The sequence below is a fragment of the Clavibacter capsici genome (assembly GCF_001280205.1).
Lineage (GTDB): Bacteria > Actinomycetota > Actinomycetes > Actinomycetales > Microbacteriaceae > Clavibacter > Clavibacter capsici.
Map to the genome: position 1 here is coordinate 1,280,398 of NZ_CP012573.1, position 17,887 is coordinate 1,298,284.

At 73.0% G+C, this 17,887-nt stretch carries 18 protein-coding genes, 1 tRNA gene and 1 other RNA gene; 15 read left to right on the forward strand and 5 right to left on the reverse strand.

The window, feature by feature from the left end:
• Nucleotides 1-8 precede the first annotated feature (8 nt).
• Nucleotides 9-617 (forward strand): non-canonical purine NTP pyrophosphatase, encoded by a 609-nt coding sequence (locus AES38_RS06075; RefSeq protein WP_053774216.1) that lies wholly within the window; start codon nucleotides 9-11, stop codon nucleotides 615-617.
• A 90-nt stretch (nucleotides 618-707) separates the two neighbouring features.
• On the forward strand, nucleotides 708-1,625 hold the full coding sequence (locus tag AES38_RS06080) for a cation diffusion facilitator family transporter (RefSeq protein WP_053774217.1): 918 nt from the start codon (nucleotides 708-710) through the stop codon (nucleotides 1,623-1,625).
• A 40-nt stretch (nucleotides 1,626-1,665) separates the two neighbouring features.
• On the opposite strand, the gene AES38_RS06085 is transcribed toward AES38_RS06080, so the two are convergent.
• The 3 genes from AES38_RS06085 to AES38_RS06095 form a co-directional block, all read right to left on the reverse strand.
• Nucleotides 1,666-2,394, reverse strand: coding sequence for a DedA family protein (locus AES38_RS06085; protein WP_053774218.1), 729 nt, complete (start codon nucleotides 2,392-2,394; stop codon nucleotides 1,666-1,668).
• A gap of 124 nt (nucleotides 2,395-2,518) precedes the next feature.
• Nucleotides 2,519-3,442 carry a pyridoxal-phosphate dependent enzyme gene (locus AES38_RS06090; protein WP_053774219.1) on the reverse strand — a complete coding sequence of 308 codons (924 nt, stop codon included), beginning with the start codon at nucleotides 3,440-3,442 and terminating at the stop codon, nucleotides 2,519-2,521.
• A 63-nt stretch (nucleotides 3,443-3,505) separates the two neighbouring features.
• Nucleotides 3,506-3,587 (reverse strand) — tRNA-Leu (locus AES38_RS06095).
• 32 nt (nucleotides 3,588-3,619) lie between these two features.
• Between AES38_RS06095 and xylB the strand changes: the two genes are divergently transcribed.
• The 8 genes from xylB (at nucleotide 3,620) to AES38_RS06135 (ending at nucleotide 9,753) form a co-directional block, all read left to right on the forward strand.
• Nucleotides 3,620-5,053 carry a xylulokinase gene (gene xylB / locus AES38_RS06100; RefSeq protein ID WP_053774220.1) on the forward strand — a complete coding sequence of 478 codons (1,434 nt, stop codon included), beginning with the start codon at nucleotides 3,620-3,622 and terminating at the stop codon, nucleotides 5,051-5,053.
• A 65-nt stretch (nucleotides 5,054-5,118) separates the two neighbouring features.
• Nucleotides 5,119-6,354, forward strand: a complete 1,236-nt coding sequence (locus tag AES38_RS06105; RefSeq protein ID WP_053774221.1) for a TadA family conjugal transfer-associated ATPase — start codon at nucleotides 5,119-5,121, stop codon at nucleotides 6,352-6,354.
• Complete coding sequence (locus tag AES38_RS06110) at nucleotides 6,351-7,214, forward strand: type II secretion system F family protein (RefSeq protein ID WP_053774222.1); 864 nt, start codon at nucleotides 6,351-6,353, stop codon at nucleotides 7,212-7,214. The genes AES38_RS06105 and AES38_RS06110 overlap by 4 nt, the downstream gene beginning before the upstream one ends.
• Nucleotides 7,211-8,161, forward strand: coding sequence for a type II secretion system F family protein (locus AES38_RS06115; protein ID WP_053774223.1), 951 nt, complete (start codon nucleotides 7,211-7,213; stop codon nucleotides 8,159-8,161). Before AES38_RS06110 ends, AES38_RS06115 begins: the two co-directional genes overlap by 4 nt.
• A gap of 51 nt (nucleotides 8,162-8,212) precedes the next feature.
• Nucleotides 8,213-8,407: a hypothetical protein gene (locus tag AES38_RS06120; protein ID WP_053774224.1), complete on the forward strand. Its 195-nt coding sequence runs from the start codon at nucleotides 8,213-8,215 to the stop codon at nucleotides 8,405-8,407.
• A complete protein-coding gene (locus AES38_RS06125) occupies nucleotides 8,407-8,784 on the forward strand; it encodes a TadE/TadG family type IV pilus assembly protein (protein ID WP_053774225.1) in 378 nt (125 codons plus the stop codon). The genes AES38_RS06120 and AES38_RS06125 overlap by 1 nt, the downstream gene beginning before the upstream one ends.
• Nucleotides 8,759-9,214: a hypothetical protein gene (locus AES38_RS06130; protein ID WP_053774226.1), complete on the forward strand. Its 456-nt coding sequence runs from the start codon at nucleotides 8,759-8,761 to the stop codon at nucleotides 9,212-9,214. The genes AES38_RS06125 and AES38_RS06130 overlap by 26 nt, the downstream gene beginning before the upstream one ends.
• Nucleotides 9,214-9,753 carry a pilus assembly protein TadG-related protein gene (locus tag AES38_RS06135; RefSeq protein WP_053774227.1) on the forward strand — a complete coding sequence of 180 codons (540 nt, stop codon included), beginning with the start codon at nucleotides 9,214-9,216 and terminating at the stop codon, nucleotides 9,751-9,753. The genes AES38_RS06130 and AES38_RS06135 overlap by 1 nt, the downstream gene beginning before the upstream one ends.
• Nucleotides 9,754-9,790: 37 nt before the next feature.
• On the opposite strand, the gene AES38_RS06140 is transcribed toward AES38_RS06135, so the two are convergent.
• Nucleotides 9,791-11,098, reverse strand: a complete 1,308-nt coding sequence (locus tag AES38_RS06140) for an MFS transporter (RefSeq protein WP_053774228.1) — start codon at nucleotides 11,096-11,098, stop codon at nucleotides 9,791-9,793.
• Between the two features lie 93 nt (nucleotides 11,099-11,191).
• Here AES38_RS06140 and prfB point away from each other — a divergent pair, with 93 nt between their 5' ends.
• The 5 genes from prfB to ssrA all read left to right on the forward strand — a co-directional run bounded on the left by prfB (nucleotide 11,192) and on the right by ssrA (nucleotide 15,973).
• Entirely contained in the window at nucleotides 11,192-12,295 is a 1,104-nt protein-coding gene (prfB, locus tag AES38_RS06145) for a peptide chain release factor 2 (RefSeq protein ID WP_043672750.1), read from the forward strand.
• Between the two features lie 75 nt (nucleotides 12,296-12,370).
• On the forward strand, nucleotides 12,371-13,996 hold the full coding sequence (ftsE, locus tag AES38_RS06150; protein WP_053774229.1) for a cell division ATP-binding protein FtsE: 1,626 nt from the start codon (nucleotides 12,371-12,373) through the stop codon (nucleotides 13,994-13,996).
• The gene (gene ftsX / locus AES38_RS06155; RefSeq protein WP_053774230.1) at nucleotides 13,993-14,910 is read left to right on the forward strand and encodes a permease-like cell division protein FtsX; all 918 of its coding nucleotides are present in this window, start codon (nucleotides 13,993-13,995) and stop codon (nucleotides 14,908-14,910) included. The genes ftsE and ftsX overlap by 4 nt, the downstream gene beginning before the upstream one ends.
• Before the next feature lie 66 nt (nucleotides 14,911-14,976).
• Nucleotides 14,977-15,453 carry an SsrA-binding protein SmpB gene (gene smpB, locus AES38_RS06160; protein ID WP_053775699.1) on the forward strand — a complete coding sequence of 159 codons (477 nt, stop codon included), beginning with the start codon at nucleotides 14,977-14,979 and terminating at the stop codon, nucleotides 15,451-15,453.
• A 144-nt stretch (nucleotides 15,454-15,597) separates the two neighbouring features.
• Nucleotides 15,598-15,973, forward strand: a transfer-messenger RNA (tmRNA) gene (gene ssrA, locus AES38_RS15445).
• A 99-nt stretch (nucleotides 15,974-16,072) separates the two neighbouring features.
• Here ssrA and AES38_RS06165 read toward each other — a convergent pair.
• Entirely contained in the window at nucleotides 16,073-17,887 is a 1,815-nt protein-coding gene (locus AES38_RS06165; RefSeq protein WP_053774231.1) for an ABC transporter permease, read from the reverse strand.

Consider the following 17,887-nt stretch of genomic DNA (forward strand, 5'->3'; position numbering starts at 1 on the left):
TCCCGCCCGTGATCCCGCTCGTCCTCGCGACGCACAACGCCCACAAGGTCGAGGAGCTGCGTCGGATCCTCGGCTCCCGCCTCGACGGGATCGACCTGGTCGCCTACGACGGCCCGGAACCCGTGGAGGACGGCACGACGTTCGAGGAGAACGCCCTCATCAAGGCGCGCGCGGCGGCCCGGCACACGGGCCACGCGGCGCTGGCGGACGACTCGGGGATCGGCGTCGACATCCTCGGCGGATCGCCCGGCATCTTCTCCGCGCGCTGGGCCGGCCCGGCACGGGACAGCCGCGCGAACCTCGAGCTCCTGCTCGGGCAGCTCGGCGACGTCCCGGACGCGCACCGCGGCGGCCGCTTCACCTGCGTCGCCGCACTCGTCGTGCCCACCGCCGACGGTCTCGTCGAACGGACCGCGCTCGGCGTGTGGGAGGGATCCGTCCTCCGCGAGGAGGAGGGGTCGGGCGGCTTCGGCTACGACCCGATCTTCCGTCCGGTCACCGGCGGTGCGAGCGCGGCGGCCCTCGGCGCCGACGAGAAGAACCGCGTCAGCCATCGCGCGCTCGCCTTCGACGCCATCATGCCGGTGGTCCGCCGGGAGCTCCTCGGGGAGGGCTGACCCGCCCTCCGCGCCCTGCTGAGAGCGGGAGTCGTTCCCGACTGCGCCGCCGGCTGGATCCGCATGACCGCGGGCCCGTACGGTGGATGCATGGCCCCCGGATCGCACGACCACGGCGCGGCCACGACCGACCGCCGACGCCTCCTCGTCGCGATCGCCATCACCGCCACGGTGCTGATGGTGGAGGTGGTAGGCGCCCTCGTCTCCGGCTCCCTCGCGCTCCTCGCGGACGCCGGCCACATGACGAGCGACCTGCTCGGCCTCGGCATCGCGCTCGCGGCCACGCTCATCGCCGCGCGTCCCGCGACCGACCGCCACACCTTCGGCTTCCAGCGCGGCGAGGTCCTCGGCGCCCTGGCCAACGGGTTGATCCTCGCGGTCGTCGCCGTCTTCGTCGCGGTGCAGGGCGTCCAGCGGCTGCTCGCGCCGGAGCCCCCGGAGGTCGACGCGGGCGTCATGCTGCTGGCCGCCGGCATCGGCCTGGTCGCCAACGTCGCCGCACTGCTGGTGCTGCGCGGGGGAGCGGGCAGCTCGATCAACCTGCGCGGCGCCTACCTGGAGGTGCTCGGCGACGCGTTCGGGTCCGTCGCGACCATCGTCGCCGGCGTCGTCATCGCGCTCACGGGGTTCGGCCGCGCGGACGCCGTCGCCTCGCTCGTCATCGCGGCGCTCATCGTGCCCCGGGCGGTCGTGCTGCTGCGGGAGGTCGTGCGGGTCCTCGCCGAGTCGACGCCCGTCGGCACCGAGCCCGAGCGGATCCGCGCCCACCTGCTCGAGACGCCGGGCGTCACCGCGGTGCACGACGTGCACGTCTGGGCCATCACGTCGGGGTCACCGGTCTTCACGGCCCATGTCGTCGTCGACCAGGAGGTGTTCCGCGAGGGGCGCACGGGCGAGCTGCTCGACGCCCTGGCCGGGTGCCTCGACGACCACTTCGACGTCGAGCACAGCACCTTCCAGCTCGAGCCCGAGGAGCACGCCGGGCACGAGCACCGGCACCACGTCTGATCCGGCTGTGGCGCGGCCCGCCTCAGCGGCGCGGGTCGCCTCAGCGGCGCGGGTCGTTCGAGGGGTCCTGGTCGAAGGCCTCGGGGGCGAGCGCGAGCTCCTCGCCGTCCGTGCGGACGCCCGCGGCCTCCTCGTCGCGCGCGTGCTTGCGGGCGCGGAGGAAGTGGATCGCGGCCGGCACGACCGTGATGAAGACGGCGCCCAGCAGCACGTAGTCGATGTAGTGCGTGACGAAGTCGCGGATGGGCGGGAACCCGTTGAGCAGGTGGCCGAGGAAGGTGAGGCCCGCACCCCAGATGAGGGCGCCGACGGCGTTGTAGAAGGAGTACTTGCGGTAGTCCATGTGGCCGACGCCCGCCGCGATGGGGGCGAACGTGCGGACGATGGGCACGAACCGCGCGGCGATGACCGCGAGGCCGCCGAAGCGGGCGAAGAACGCGTTGGTGCGCACCACGTTCTGCCGGCTGAAGATGCCCGAGTCCTTGCGCTCGAAGACCTTGGGCCCCGCCTTGTGGCCGATCAGGTAGCCGACCTCGCCGCCCGCGAAGGCGGAGAACGCGATCGCGAGGCAGACCCACCAGATGTCGATGCCCGTGATCCCGGGCAGCGTCAGCCCCGCGATGACGAGGAGCGTGTCGCCGGGGAAGAGGAAGCCGAAGAGCAGGCCCGTCTCGGCGAAGATGATGAGGCAGATCCCGATGAGGGCGAATCCCCCGAACGACTCGATGAGGGTCGTCGAGTCGAGGAAGTCGAAGAGCTGGGGATGCACGTGTGGGCTCCAGTCGTGGTGAGCTGCGGCGGTGCTGGACGACCGGCGGCAGAGCACAGGATATCGGGACCGGCCGCGTGCGCGTCGGGAGTGCGGCACCCCCGGTCGAGGGGCGCGACGCGGCTCAGGCGCCGAGCTCGGCGTGGCCGAACAGCCCCGGCACGCCGCCCGAGTGCCAGAGCACGACGCGGTCGTCCGCGGCGATGGATCCGTCGCGCACGGCGGCCGCGAGGCCCGCGGCCGCCCGGGCCGTGTAGGTGGGGTCGAGGAGGATCCCCGTCGTCCGCGCCACGAGCGTGAGCGCGGCCCGCGCCTCGTCGGTGAGGTGCGCGTACCCGGGGCCGACGCGGCCGTCGTCGATCCGGAGGCGGTCGGCCGCGATGCCGGTGCCCCGCTCCGCGAGGAACCCGGCGACGACGGCGCGCGGGTCCGCGACGGCGCCGCAGTGCACCCCGAGCACGCGCTCGGGCCCGAGCGCCTCGACGAGCCCGGCCATGGTCCCGCCGGATCCGAGCGCGACGACCACGTGGTCGACCGCGCCGACCTGCTCCGTGAGCTCGTGCCCCGCGTCGACGAAGCCCTGCACGGAGTGCGCGTCCGATCCGCCGAACGCCACCCGGTGCACGCGCGTGCCCGCCTGCTCGAGCTCCACGACGACGGATCCGGCGCGCGACTCCGCGTCCTCGTCGCCCGACCACTCGATGCGCGCCCCGAACAGCCCGTCGAGCAGCACGTTGCCGCGCTCGGCGACCTGATGGCCCTCGAGCACGAGCACGACGTCGAGCCCCAGCGACGCCCCGGCCGCCGCGGCCATGCGCGCGTGGTTGCTCTGGGCGGCGCCCGTGGTGACCACGGTGGTCGCGCCGAGCGCGACGGCCCGGCCGAGCGAGCGCTCGAGCTTGCGCGCCTTGTTGCCGCCGCCGCCCCAGCCGATGAGGTCGTCGCGCTTCATCAGGAGCCGCTCGGGGTGGAGGCCGAGCGCCTCGGCGAGCCGGGGGACCGGGTGCACGGGCGTCGGGTCGGACCAGAGGCAGAGGCGGTCGTCCACGGGCTGCTCCTCGTCGGGGTGGGAGCGCCGCGGAGCGGGCCCGTCGCCGGGTGCCGTCCCTCGTGCGGGAGAAGGGACTTGAACCCTCACGCTCGAAAGCACAGGAACCTAAATCCTGCGTGTCTACCGATTCCACCACTCCCGCGGGTGCCCGACCAGCTTAGGACGCCCCCTAATATGTTGATCGTGACAACGAAGACACTCGTAGCAGGCATCGACTCCTCCACGCAGAGCTGCAAGGTGGTCGTCCGCGACCTCGACACAGGCGCCCTCGTGCGCTCCGGCCGCGCGTCCCACCCGGACGGCTCGGAGGTGGATCCCGCGCACTGGTGGGACGCGCTCCTCGCCGCCATCGCCGACGCGGGCGGCCTCGACGACGTCGCCGCCATCTCCGTCGGCGGCCAGCAGCACGGCATGGTCTGCCTCGACTCATCCGGCGCGGTCGTCCGCGACGCGCTCCTCTGGAACGACACGCGCTCCGCGCAGGCCGCCGCCGACCTCCGCGACGAGCTCGGCGCGGAGACCTGGGCGAGCGCCCTCGGGGTCGTCCCCGTCGCCTCCTTCACCGCCACCAAGCTCCGCTGGCTCCGCGACGCCGAGCCCGAGAACGCGGCCCGCGTCGCCGCCGTAGCCCTCCCGCACGACTGGCTGACCTGGCGCCTGCTCGGCCACGGCACGGGATCCCCGGACCTCGCCGCCCTCGCGACCGACCGCTCCGACGCGAGCGGCACCGCCTATTGGTCGAGCGTGACGGGGGAGTACCGCCTCGACCTGCTGGAGCGCGCGCTCGGCCGCGTGGTCGGCCTGCCGCGGGTCCTCGGCCCCGGCGAGTCCGCCGGCGTCACGGGCGACGGGATCCCCGGCGTCCCCGCCGGCATCCCCGTCGGCCCCGGCGCGGGCGACAACGCCGCCGCCGCGCTCGGCCTCGGCGCCGTGCCGGGCGACGTGGTGGTCTCCATCGGCACGTCCGGCACGGTGTTCGCCGTCACGGCGGATCCCATCACCGACGCCACCGGCACGGTCGCCGGCTTCGCGGACGCCACGGGCAACTTCCTCCCGCTCATCGCGACCCTCAACGCCGCCCGCGTGCTCGACGGCGGCGCGCGCCTCCTCGGCGTCGACCACGCGCGCCTGTCCGAGCTCGCGCTCGAGGCGCCCGCGGGAGCCGACGGCCTCGTGCTCCTGCCCTACTTCGAGGGCGAGCGCACCCCGAACCTGCCCGACGCGACCGCGTCCCTCCACGGCATGACCCTGCGCAACTCGACGCCGGCGACCATGGCCCGCGCGCACGTCGAGGGCATGCTGTGCGGCCTGGCCGACGGCCTCGACGCGATCACGCGCCAGGGCGTCGAGGTGGAGCGCGTGCTCCTCATCGGCGGCGGGGCGAAGAGCCGTGCCGTGCGCGAGATCGCGCCGACCATCTTCGGCGTCCCCATCCACGTGCCGGACGCGGGCGAGTTCGTCGCCGACGGCGCCGCGAAGCAGGCCGCGTGGATCCTCACGGGCAGCGTCCCCGAGTGGCCCCTCGCGGGCGACGAGGTCTTCGACGCACCGGGCGTGCCCGCGGTGCGCCAGGCGTACGCGGCGGCGAAGGCGGAGCTGGGGTACTGACGCGTCCGTCCCGACGCATCCTCCTGTGGACGGACCGGGCGGGATGACCGTCTGATCAGCATCCTGTGCGGGTGCAGACGCGGACCCCCCTCGACACCATCGCCGGCCGCGTGCGGGAGCGCCTCCGAGACGACGGCGCGGTGGCGGATCCGGCGGGCACGGCGGCCGTCGTGCGCGAGGAGGTACGGCGGTTCGCCGAGCAGGCGCTGGGCTCGGATTCCCGGCTCGTCGACGACGAGGCCGCCACCGAGCGGCAGGTGCTCGCGCGCATCACGGGCTTCGGCGCCCTGCAGCCGCTCCTCGACGACGACTCGATCGAGGAGATCTGGATCAACGCCCCGACCCGCGTCTTCGTGGCGCGGGCGGGCGTGCCGGAGCTGACGCCCCTCGTCCTCTCCGACGCGGAGGTGCGCGACCTCGTCGAGCGGATGCTGCAGTCCTCCGGGCGGCGGGTCGACCTGTCGACCCCCTTCGTGGACGCCTCGCTGCCGGACGGGTCCCGGCTGCACGTGGTCATCCCCGACGTCACGCGTCGCCACTGGGCCGTCAACATCCGCAAGTTCTCCCGGCGGATCCGCGACCTCGACCACCTCGTCGACCTCGGGAGCCTGCCGCTCCAGGCGGCCGAGTTCCTGCGCATGAGCGTGCGCGCCGGCCTCTCCATCGTCGTGAGCGGCGCGACGCACACGGGCAAGACGACCATGCTCGACGCGCTCCTGTCCGCGGCGCGGGCGTCCGATCGCATCGTCACGGTCGAGGAGACCTTCGAGCTGGATCCCGCGGGCCGCGACGTCGTGGCCATGCAGTGCCGGCAGCCGAGCCTCGAGGGCTCCGGGGAGATCACGCTGCGGCGCCTCATCAAGGAGGCGCTGCGCATGCGGCCCGACCGCCTCGTGGTCGGCGAGGTGCGCGAGGCGGAGTGCCTCGACCTCCTCATCGCGCTGAACTCCGGCGTGCCCGGCATGTGCTCCATCCACGCGAACAGCGCGCGCGAGGCCCTCGTGAAGCTGTGCACGCTGCCGCTCCTGGCCGGCCGCAACATCGACGCCGCCTTCGTCGTGCCGACCGTGGCGACGTCGGTCGACCTGGTGGTGCACCTGGAGGTGCTGCCGTCGGGCGCCCGGCGCGTCGTCGAGATCCTAGCCCCGGGAGGACGGCACTCCGGCATGGTCATCGAGGCGAGCTCGGTGTTCGCCCTCGAGGACGGCGTGCTGACCGCGACCGGAGGGCAGCCGGCGCACCTCGGCAAGTACCGCTCGGCCGGGCTCGACCCGCTCCGGATCCTGGTGGGCGCCCCGTGAGCGTCGCGCTCGGCCTGGCGCTCGGTGCCGGCCTCCTGCTCCTGATCGCGCCGCGCCTGTGGCCGGCGGCGGAGGGCGGCGTCGGCCGTGGTCGCGGCATGACCGCCGCGATCCACGACCGCCTCACCCACGCGGGGCTCGAGCGGGTGTCCGTCAGCTCCTTCCTCGCCGTCTCGGCGCTGGTGGGGCTCGCGGCCGCCGTGCTGGTCGAGGCGCTCCTCCGCGTCGACGGCGCCGCGCTCGCCGCGGGCGCCACCGGGCTCCTGCTCCCGTGGGTCGTCGTGGGCGCACGGTCCGCGGCACGCAGGCGGGCGCACCGCGACGTGTGGCCCGACGTCGTCGACCACCTCGTGAGCGCGGTCCGGGCGGGCATGGGGCTGCCGGACGCGGTCGCCTCCCTCGCCGTCGCGGGGCCCGCCGTGCTCCGGCCGGCGTTCCGGGAGTTCGCGTCCGTCCATCGCACGACGGGGAGCTTCGCCGTCGCGCTCGACGAGCTCAAGGACCGGCTCGCCGATCCCACGGCCGACCGGATCCTCGAGACGCTGCGCATGGCGCGCGAGGTCGGCGGCACCCAGCTGCCGGACGTCCTCCGCGGCCTCGCGCGCTTCCTCCGCGAGGAGGCCGCCATCCGCAGCGAGGCGGAGGCCCGGCAATCGTGGGTCGTCAACGCGGCCAAGCTCGGGGTCGCCGCGCCGTGGATCATCCTGGCCCTCCTGTCGACGCGGCCGGAGGCGGTCGCCGCCTACGACACGCCCGCCGGCACCGTGGTCATCGTGATCGGGCTCGCCGTGTCGGCGGTGGCGTACCGGCTGATGCTCGCCCTCGGACGTCTGCCCGAGGACGGGCGGTGGTTCGCATGACGGGCACCGAGTCCTGGGGCGCGGTCCTCGGGCTGATCGCCGGTCTCGGCCTCTGGACGATGATGGGCGCGGTGCCGCGCTTCCGACGTGCGCGCCTGCTCGACCGCGTCGCCCCGCACGTGCTCGACGTGTCGGAGGGCGCGCGGCGACACCTGGCGCTCACCACGGTGCACCCGCTCCCCGTGCTCGGGACGCTCGGCGCCCCTGCCGTGGTCCCGTTGCGCCGCGGGCTCGCGCGCGTGCTCGGCGGCACCGAGCGCATCGAACGGCTGCTCGGCCAGGCCGGATCCATGGAGGACGTGGAGCGGCACCGCTCCCGCCAGCTGGTCGGGCTCGTCCTCGGGGCCGCCGCGGGCGCGCTGATCGCCGCGCTCGCCGGCAGCGCCGCCCTCCTCTCCGGGGCCGTCCCGCAGGCGCAGCTCGTCGCCGTCCCCGTCGTCGCCGCGGTCGCCGGGCTGGTCGCGTACGACTCGGCGCTGGAGCGGCGGGCGAAGCGGCGGATCGCCCGCATCTCCGCCGAGCTGCCCACCGTGCTGGAGTTCCTGGCGCTCAGCCTCGCGGCCGGCGAGGGGCTGCTGGACGCCCTCCGTCGCGTCGCCCGCGTGGGCTCCGGCGAGCTCGCGGGGGAGCTGGGGCGCGTGGTCGCCGACGTCGGCACCGGCATCCCGGTGACCCGTGCGTTCGACGACCTCGCCCGCCGCCTCGCCCTCCCGTCCGTGTCCCGCCTCGTGGACCAGCTCGCCGGATCCCTCGAGCGCGGCACCCCGCTGGCCGAGGTCCTCCGCGCGCAGGCGCAGGACGCCCGGGAGGTCGCCAAGCGCGAGCTGCTCGAGAGCGCCGGCCGCAAGGAGGTGGGGATGCTCGTGCCGCTGGTGTTCCTGATCCTCCCGCTCACCATCGTCTTCGCGCTCTTCCCCGGCGTCTTCGTCCTGCAGCTCGGGCTGTAGGACGCCGCCCCCACCGACCCACCATCCCGACACCGACCGAGAGGCGACCACATGACCGACGAACGAGGCACGCTGGACCCGGACACGACGCCCGGGGCGTCCTGGGACGACGACCGCGGCGACGTCCCCGGCTGGGTGCTCATCACGCTCATGACGGCGGGGCTCGTCATCATCCTGTGGGGCGTCGCGGGGCCCCTCCTGCAGAACGTGTTCACCCAGGCCATCGACCGGGTCACGTCCTTCTGATGCGCGACGACCGCGGCTCCGCGCCCGCCGAGTTCGTCATGGTCGGTGCGCTGCTCGTGGTCCTCGCGCTGTCCGTGGTGCAGCTGGCGCTGGCGCTGCACGTGCGGACGACCGTGCTCGACGCCGCAGCGGAGGGGGCGCGCACGGCGGCGCTCGCCGGGGCCACGCGCGCGGACGGCGTCGAGCGCACCCGCGAGCTCATCACCACGGCCGTGGGGGAGCGGTACGCGCAGGACGTGACGGCGGGCACGGGCACCGTGCTCGGGCACGCGGTGGTCAGCGTCACGGTCCGGACGACCCTGCCGCTCGTCGGCCTGCTCGGCGTCGACCACGGCCTGGAGGTGACGGGGCATGCGGCCGTCGAGCGCCTGGGCTGACGACCGGGGATCCGCGGCGCTGGAGTTCATCACGGCGGGCGTGCTCCTGCTGGTGCCGCTCGTGTACCTGGTCCTCGCCCTGTCGGCGATCCAGGGGGCGGCGCTCGGCACGGAGGGCGCGGCGCGCCAGGCGGCCCGGGTCTACGTGCGCGCGGACGACGACGCGTCCGGCCGGCGCGAGGCGCGATCCGCGGTGGACGTCGCACTCGCCGACCACGGTGTCCCGCCCGACGGCATCGCGCTCGACATCACCTGCACGCCGGATCCGACGCGCTGCCACGCGCCGCGCTCGCTCGTGCACGTGTCCGTCCGCGTCGCGGCCGCGCTGCCGCTCGCCCCGCCCGTGATCGGCCCGGACGAGCCGGGCTCCGTCGCGGTCCACGGCGACGCGGACGAGCGCGTGTCGGTCTTCGCCCGCGGGGCCGGCTGATGCGCGCGGGCGGTGGGCGCCTCTGGGGCGGAGCGGGGTGGCGCTCGACGGCGTCGTCGGGCGACGAGGGCTCGATCCTGCCGCTGGTGATCGCGTCCTGCGCGCTCGGGCTGGCCGTGATCCTCATGGTGTCCGCGGCGTCCTCGCTCTACCTCGAGCGCGTGCGGCTGTTCTCCCTGGCGGACGCGGCTGCGCTGGCGGGCGCCGAGTCCTTCGACGTGGACGCCGGCGGCGGGCCGGCGGCCGTGGTCGCGGACGACCGAGGGGCGACGCTGCCGCCGCTCACGGACGACGCCGTCGCGGCCGCGGTGGCGGGCTTCCTGGCCGACGAGCCGACCGGCGGCCTCCGCGACCTCCACCTCGACAGCGCGGACACGCCGGACGGCCGGAGCGCGCGCGTCACCCTGTCGGCCACGTGGATCCCGCCCGTCGCGTCGCTGCTCGTTCCCGACGGCGTGCGCATCGACGTCACGAGCACGGCGCGCAGCGTGCTGGTCGGTCCGGGCGGCGCGGCGGCGGGTCCGGCGGGAGGTGGGTGAGCGGAGCAGCCCCGATCGGTCCGCGAGACGCGGGGCGTCAGCGGGCGGTGCCGCGCGGCCGCGGCACGTACCGCGGCACGTACCGCACGAGGATCCCCGCGCCGATGAGCCCGAGCACGCCCATCACACCGCTGGCGACGGTGAGCGACGCCGCCGCGGTGGTGGCCGCGATGAGGAGCGGGGAGGCGGCGCTGCCGGCGTCTCCCGTGAAGCGCCAGGCGCCGAGGAAGGGCGCCGGGTCGTCCTTCGGGGCGAGGTCGGAACCGAGGGTCATGAGGATCCCCGAGCCGATGCCGTTCGCGACCGACATGAACATGGCCACCCCGATGAACCACTGCACGTTCGTCGGCAGGTCGGGGGTGAGGGCGAGCACGAGGTAGCCGGCGCCGAGCCCGACCATCGACGGCACGGCGCTCCAGAGGCGGCCGAAGCGGTCCATGATCTGGCCGCTCGCGTAGAAGAGGGCGAAGTCCACGCCGCCCGCGATGCCGATGATGAGCGCCGTGTTCGCGTCCGAGATGCCGATGCTCACGGCCCACAGGGGGAGGAGCACGCCGCGGCCCGCGCGCATCGCGCCGATGAGGGCAGCGCCGGATCCGAGCTTCACGAGCACGCCCTTGAACCGCCACAGGGTGCGCGCGAGGCCGGCCGACTCGCGGGCTGGGGGAGCGGTGCCCGCGGCCGCGGCGACGGACTCGTCGTCCTGGGGTTCGCCGGCGGTCGCGGGCGCGGCGCTCTGCAGGTCGGCCGCCCGGTTGCGCCGCACGACGTCCATCGGGTCGGGCAGCACGATGAGCGTCACGGCGGCCGCGAGGCACGCGACGATGTGGATCACGAAGGCCGACTGCGACGCCCCCGTCAGGTGGATCACGCCGGCCGCGAGGAACGGCCCCACGAAGTACCCGGCGCGGAACGTGCCGCCGAGGGTCGAGAGCGCGCGGGCCCGGTAGGTCTGCGGCACGAAGCTCGTCATGAACGCGTGCCGGGCGAGCGCGAACACGGCCGTCGAGACGCCGATGAGGAACACGCCCACGCCGAGCACGAGCGGGTTCGGCGCGAGGAGGCAGAGCACCAGGCCGCCGATGGAGACGAAGGCCGCGCCGATCATGGCGGTCCGCTCGCCGATGCGGCTGACCACGGATCCGCTCGGGATGTCGCCCACGAGCTCGCCGAGCATGATCATGCCGCCGATGAACGCCGCGATCGCGAGCGAGGCGCCGAGGCTGCCCGCGACGATCGGGATGATGGGGATGATCGCGCCCTCGCCGATGGAGAAGAGGAGCGCGGGGAGGAGCGCGGGGAGCGCGACCTGGCGCAGGGAGAAGGGGGTCTCGGGGGTCGACATCGCCCCCGAGCCTACGCGCGGGCGGGTCCCGCCCCGGACGGCGGCGACGGCCCGGACGGCGGCGACGGCCCGGACGGTAGGCTGGGCGGCACCATGATCGACCAGGACTTCTCTTCGCGGATCACAGAATTGCGCGACACCTACTCGAACATCCGCTCGGTCGTCGGCGTCGAGCGCCTGCAGCAGGAGGTCGAGGAGCTGAGCGCCCAGGCGGGCGAGCCCGACCTCTGGGATGACACGGAGAAGGCGCAGAAGGTCACGAGCGACCTGAGCCACCGCCAGTCCGAGCTGGCCCGCATCGACGAGCTCCAGCGGCGCCTCGACGACCTCGACGTGCTGGTCGAGATGGCCAAGGACGACGAGGAGTCCGCCGAGGAGGCGGTCGTCGAGCTCGACGGCATCACGAAGATCATGGACGAGCTCGAGGTGCAGACGCTCCTCAACGGCGAGTTCGACCCGCGCCCCGCGGTGATCACGATCCGCGCGGGCGCCGGCGGCGTCGACGCCGCCGACTTCGCCGAGATGCTCATGCGCATGTACCTGCGCTGGGCCGAGCAGCACGACTACTCCGCCACCGTGCTCGACACCTCCTACGCGGAGGAGGCGGGCATCAAGTCGGCGACCTTCGAGATCGACGCGCCCTACGCCTTCGGCACGCTGTCGGTGGAGGCCGGCACGCACCGCCTCGTGCGCATGAGCCCCTTCAACTCCGCCGGCAAGCGCCAGACGTCCTTCGCGGCGGTCGAGGTCGTGCCGCTCATCGAGCAGACCGAGTCCATCGAGATCCCCGAGAACGACATGCGGGTCGACGTCTTCCGCTCGTCCGGCCCCGGCGGCCAGTCCGTCAACACGACCGACTCCGCGGTGCGCATCACCCACCTGCCGACCGGCATCGTCGTGACCTGCCAGAACGAGAAGAGCCAGATCCAGAACCGCGCCGCCGCCCTCCGGGTGCTGCAGTCGCGGCTGCTCCTCGTGCAGCGCGAGCAGGAGGCGGCCACGAAGAAGGAGCTCGCCGGCAACATCACGGCGAGCTGGGGCGACCAGATGCGCAGCTACGTGCTCGCGCCGTACCAGATGGTCAAGGACCTCCGCACGGAGCACGAGGTCAACAACCCGTCGAACGTGTTCGACGGCGACCTCGACGGCTTCATCTCCGCGGGGATCCGCTGGCGGAAGTCGCCCGACCGCGCCTGAGAGAGTCCGGGGGACCGCTCGCCGCGGTGAGTCGATGCGGCGAATGACCCCTCCCGTGCCTAGGGTCGTACCGACATGATCAGGTTCGACCACGTATCCAAGGTGTATCCCGGCAACCCCCGACCGGCGCTGAGCTCCGTCGACCTCGAGATCCTCCGGGGGGAGTTCGTCTTCCTCGTCGGCGCGTCCGGGTCCGGCAAGTCCAGCTTCCTGCGTCTCGTGCTCAAGGAGGACCGGCCCACGCAGGGCACGATCCACGTCCTGGGCCAGCAGCTGAACCAGCTGTCGAGCCGCAAGGTCCCCTACTACCGGCGGAGCCTCGGGGTGGTGTTCCAGGACTTCCGGCTGCTCCCCAACAAGTCGGTGTTCGACAACGTCGCCTTCACGCTCCAGGTGATCGGCAAGTCGCGCGGCTTCATCCAGGAGGCCGTCCCCGACGTCCTCAACATGGTCGGGCTCAAGGGCAAGGAGCAGCGGCTGCCGCACGAGCTGTCGGGCGGCGAGCAGCAGCGCGTCGCCATCGCCCGCGCCGTGGTCAACAAGCCCGCCGTGCTCCTCGCCGACGAGCCCACGGGCAACCTGGACCCGCTGACGAGCGCCGGCATCATGCAGGTGCTCGAGCGGATCAACGCCAACGGCACCACCGTGATCATGGCCACGCACGACTCCGGCATCGTCGACCAGATGCAGAAGCGCGTCATCGAGCTGATCGGCGGCGAGGTCGTCCGCGACGAGATGGGCGGGCAGTACCAGACCTCCGCCATCGACCTGCCGCGCACGGCCGAGAACCCGGTCGGCGTGAACCCCGAGCACCCGCCCGTGGCCGCGCCCACTCCGGTGTTCGTGCCGGCGGCCCCGCTGCCCGCTCCCGTGCGCCCGACGGCGCCCGCCGAGCCCGCGACCGCGGCGGAGCGTCGCGAGCAGGCCCGTCGCGACAAGCAGCGCCGCGCCGACGAGAAGGCCCGCGCCAAGGAGGAGGCCGCCCGCGAGGCGGCCGCCGCCAAGGCCGCGCGGAAGGCGCCGAAGGAGCGCCCGACAGCGTCCGCCGCGCCCGTCCCGGCTCCGGCCGCGCCGACCGTCGTGCCGGCGGCGTCGCCCGTCCGGGAGCCGGAGCCGGTGACGGACGCGCAGCGGGCGACCGACGCGCAGCCCGCCCGCACCCCGCGCGAGGACACACCGGCCTACGCGCCGTCCGCCTTCGCCGAGGCCGCCCGCGTGGATCCCGTCCCCGAGCGCGACGCCGAGCGCGACCGTCCCGCGCCCACGGAGGAGCGCCGCCCGGCGACCCCCGTCCGCCCGGAGCCGACGGCGCCGGAGCCCACGCGACCGGAGCCGTCGCGCGCGGAGCCCGTCCGCCCGGGGACCGTCGAGCAGGCGCCGTCGCGCGCCGTGCCCGTCATCCGCGACGAGGCGCCCGTCGTCGACGACGCGCCGCCCGCCGCACCGACCCCGCCGAGCAGGCGCAACGGCGGCGGCGCCGCTCCGGCCGCGCCGAGCACCGGATCCATCCGCCGGCTCCCCGAGGGCACCGGCGTCATCCGCCTCCCCGACCTGACCGGCGGCGAGGGCGGGCCCGTGCCCGCCGACGGGCGCGACGACGCCGAGCTCGCCGAGCTCGGCCTGGCCGAGAAGCTGGGGCTCCGGGCCCGCGGCGAGTCGCCGGACGACACCGGCGCACAGGATGTGGGGCCCACGCGATGAGAATCGGACTCGTCCTCTCCGAGGTCGGCCACGGCCTCCGTCGGAACGTCAGCATGGTCGTCTCGGTCGTGCTCGTCACCTTCATCTCGCTCACGTTCGTGGGCGCCGCCGTGCTGCTGCAGATGCAGATCGGCCAGATGAAGAACTACTGGTACGACCGCGCCCAGGTCGCGATCGACTTCTGCACCGACACGTCGGTGCCGAGCGAGACGTGCGTCAACGGCAAGGCCACCCAGGAGCAGATCGACGCCGTCAAGCAGCGGCTCGACAGCGACACCCTCGCCCCGTTCATCGACAAGTACTACTTCGAGGACCAGGACACCGCGTACAAGAACTTCCAGGAGCAGTTCAAGGGCGACCCCGTCACCGAGCTGGTGCAGCCCGAGTTCCTCAACGAGGCGTTCTGGGTGAACCTCAAGGACCCCTCGAAGTCGGACATCCTGAGCGACAGCCTCTCCGGCCTCGCGGGCGTGGAGAACGTGACCGACCAGCGGCAGTACCTCGACCAGATCTTCTCGATCCTGAACGCGGCCAGCCTCACCGCCGTCGGCATCGCGGGGCTCATGCTCGTGGCCGCCGCCCTCCTCATCGCCACCACGATCCGCCTGTCCGCGTTCTCGCGGAGACGGGAGCTCGGCATCATGAGGCTGGTCGGGGCGTCGAACCGCTTCATCCAGACCCCGTTCATCCTCGAGGGCGTGTTCGCGGCGCTCATCGGGTCGGTGCTCGCCAGCGCGGCGACGGTGGCGCTGGTGAAGTTCTTCGTGCAGGGGTTCCTGAGCTCGCGGCTCACGTCGATATCGCTCGTGAACATGGACGATGCGCTGCTCGTGGTGCCGATCCTCCTCGGCGTGGGCGTCGTGCTGGCGGCCGTCTCGGCGAACTTCGCGATCAGCAGGTACCTGCGGATCTGATCCTCCGGTAGGCTGATGGGCTGCCCGGATCCGGGCGCATCCACCCGAACCATCGAGGAGTCCACCGTGCCCAGGGAACGTGGCGAGAAGGTGGTGGCGACCAACCGCAAGGCGCGCCACGACTACACCATCGAGTCGACCTACGAGGCCGGCCTCGTGCTCACGGGCACCGAGGTCAAGTCGCTCCGGCAGGGGCGCGCGTCGCTCGTCGACGGCTACGCGTTCGTGGACGCCGGGGAGGCCTGGCTCGACGCGGTGCACATCCCCGAGTACAACCAGGGAACCTGGAACAACCACCCGGTGCGCCGCAAGCGCAAGCTGCTCCTGCACAAGGAGCAGATCCTCAAGATCCACACGAAGGTCAAGGAGGGCGGCTACACGGTCGTCCCCCTGCAGCTCTACTTCGTGGACGGCCGCGCCAAGGTCGAGCTCGCCATCGCGAAGGGCAAGAAGGAGTACGACAAGCGCCAGACGCTCCGTGAGCGCCAGGACAAGCGCGAGGCCGACCGTGCCATGGCGTCGCACCGACGCCTCGGCGAGTAGCGCCTCCGCCCCCGGGTGGTGCGTGGAGCTCCGGCCGGGTAACATGGAGGGCTGGTCGCACAAGTCGCGGCCGGTGATTGACAACTCGACAGCGTGGAACATGCGACCCGGCTCGGGCGCCCCTCGGGGTGCTCTGCCGTTCATGGGGATGATCGGTTTCGACATTGCCTGAATGACTGCGAGAAGCGGGTCGAGGATGCAGGGCTATCTCGTAAACGCTCTCTGCAAAATACAACTGCCAATAACAAGCAGTCGTCCTTCGCTCTCGCTGCCTAAGCGAGCGAACTAACAGGACCGTCGACCCGGTGATGCTCTCTATCCGGTAAGTCGGCGTCAGAAAAGGGAGCTCGCTGCGCGGTCGTGCCTCAGGGCCGCGCGGGACTCGAACTGAGGCTGGGCCCGTCGGATCAGATGCCAGGAGCAAGTTCCGGGGCCGAGCAGGACGCCTTTCCTGGATACACCCGTAGAAGGCGCAGGATTACAGCAGTGGACCGGGGTTCGATTCCCCGCATCTCCACCATGGCGTCGCATGTCCCACGCTCGTCGAGTCGCCGGATCCGTCCGGCAGACGAAGGCCCCGTCCATCAGGACGGGGCCTTCGTCGTGCACGGGACGCGTCTCAGCGCACCGGCGTCCGCGGGGCCGCCGGGGCGGGCGCTCCCGGATCCGACGTGGCGAGCGCCGGCGCCGTGGTCGCGAGGGCGGGCGAGCCGGTGCGGCCGCGGCGCCGACGCGCGCGCCCGCCCGAACGGCCGTACACGAGGTACATCGTGAGCCCCATGATGACCATGAGCAGCACCGTGTAGACGAACGTGATGCTCATCGAGTCGAGGTTCGCCTCGCCCTCCGTGCTCGCCTTGATCGCGATGCCGAGCGGCTCGTACAGCGGCTGGTAGAGGAAGACGGCCGCGTCGTAGTCGTCGAGCAGGCTGTTGAAGTTGAGCGCGCTGATGGCGGCGACCGTGGGGATCACGAGCGGCACCAGCACGCGGCGGAACGTCGTGAGCGACCGGGCGCCGAGGATCCGCGCCGCGTCCTCCAGCGCCGGCGGCACGCTCGCGAACGCGGCCTTCAGCAGCCGCAGCGTGAACGGCACCTTCACCACGATGTAGGCCACGAGCAGCAGCCACGTCGTGCCCGTGAGCACCTGCCCGCCGACGAGCGCCTGCGGGCGGTCGAAGGTCTGCAGGAGCGCGAGGGCGATGAGGATCGTCGGCAGGATCCACGGGATGTGCAGCAGGTACTCGATCGCCGCGGTCAGCCAGTTGCGGTTGCGCTGGACCATGCGCGCGACGAACAGGAGGCCGGCCACCACGATCACGGCCGCGAGGGCGCTGTAGACGAGGCTCACGACGAACGGCCGCAGCACGTCGGGGGAGCCGAGCACGGTCGCGTAGTTCCGCAGGGTGAAGGACGCGGGCGTGATGGTGCCCGTCTGCACGCTCTTCGAGTCGAGGAACGAGAACAGCACGATGAGGACCACGGGCAGCGCGTAGACCACGAACAGGGCGTACGCGACCACGTGCACGACGGCGTTCACGACGGGGTTCCGGATGCGCTGCTTCTGCAGCGGCGTCGCGACCTTGGCGACCGAGAAGTGCACGCCCGACCTCTCGACGCGGTTCATGATCGCGAGGAGCACGATCGTCGCGACGCCGAGCACGATCGCGAGGAGCGCGGCGAGGTCGCGGGAGCTCGTGCTCTTGGAGAACGTGACGATCATGGGCGCCACCGTCTGGAAGCCCGTGCCGCCGAGCACCAGGGGAGCGGTGAGCGCCCCGAGGCCGGTGAGGAACGTGAGCACGGTGACCGCGAAGATCATGGGGCGCAGCGCCGGCAGCACGATGCGGAAGAGGATCCGTCCGGTGCCCGCGCCCATGCTCCGCGCGGCCTCGATGGTCTGGTGGTCGATGGCCGCGAGGCTCGAGCGCAGGAACAGCATGTGGTTCGTGGTGGTGGCGAAGGTCATCACGATGACGACCGCGAAGTAGCCGGAGAACCAGTCGGGGTCGAGGTCCGGGACGACGCGCTGGGCGATGGCCGTGACGAACCCGTAGCGCCCGTAGATGAAGTCGTACCCGGCCGCGAGCACGATGCCGCCGTAGATGAGCGTCGTGGCGTAGCCGAGCCAGAGCACGCGGGATCCGCGCACCACGAAGTACTCGGTGACCAGCACGATGAAGATGCCGACCACGTTGACCGTGACGGCGAGCGTCACCGCGAGGAGCAGGCTGTTGCCGACGCTGCGCATCGCCCGGTCGGAGCCCACGAGCTTCTCGAGCGCGCGGCCGCTGAAGGCGCCGTCGGGGAAGAACGTCGTGACGAGCAGGTTCGCGTTCGGGAACACGAGGAACGTGACGATGAACCACAGCGCGGCGACGAGCACCACGACGCCGAGGGGGGAGCGCAGCAGCGCGCGGACGGGGGTGCGCAC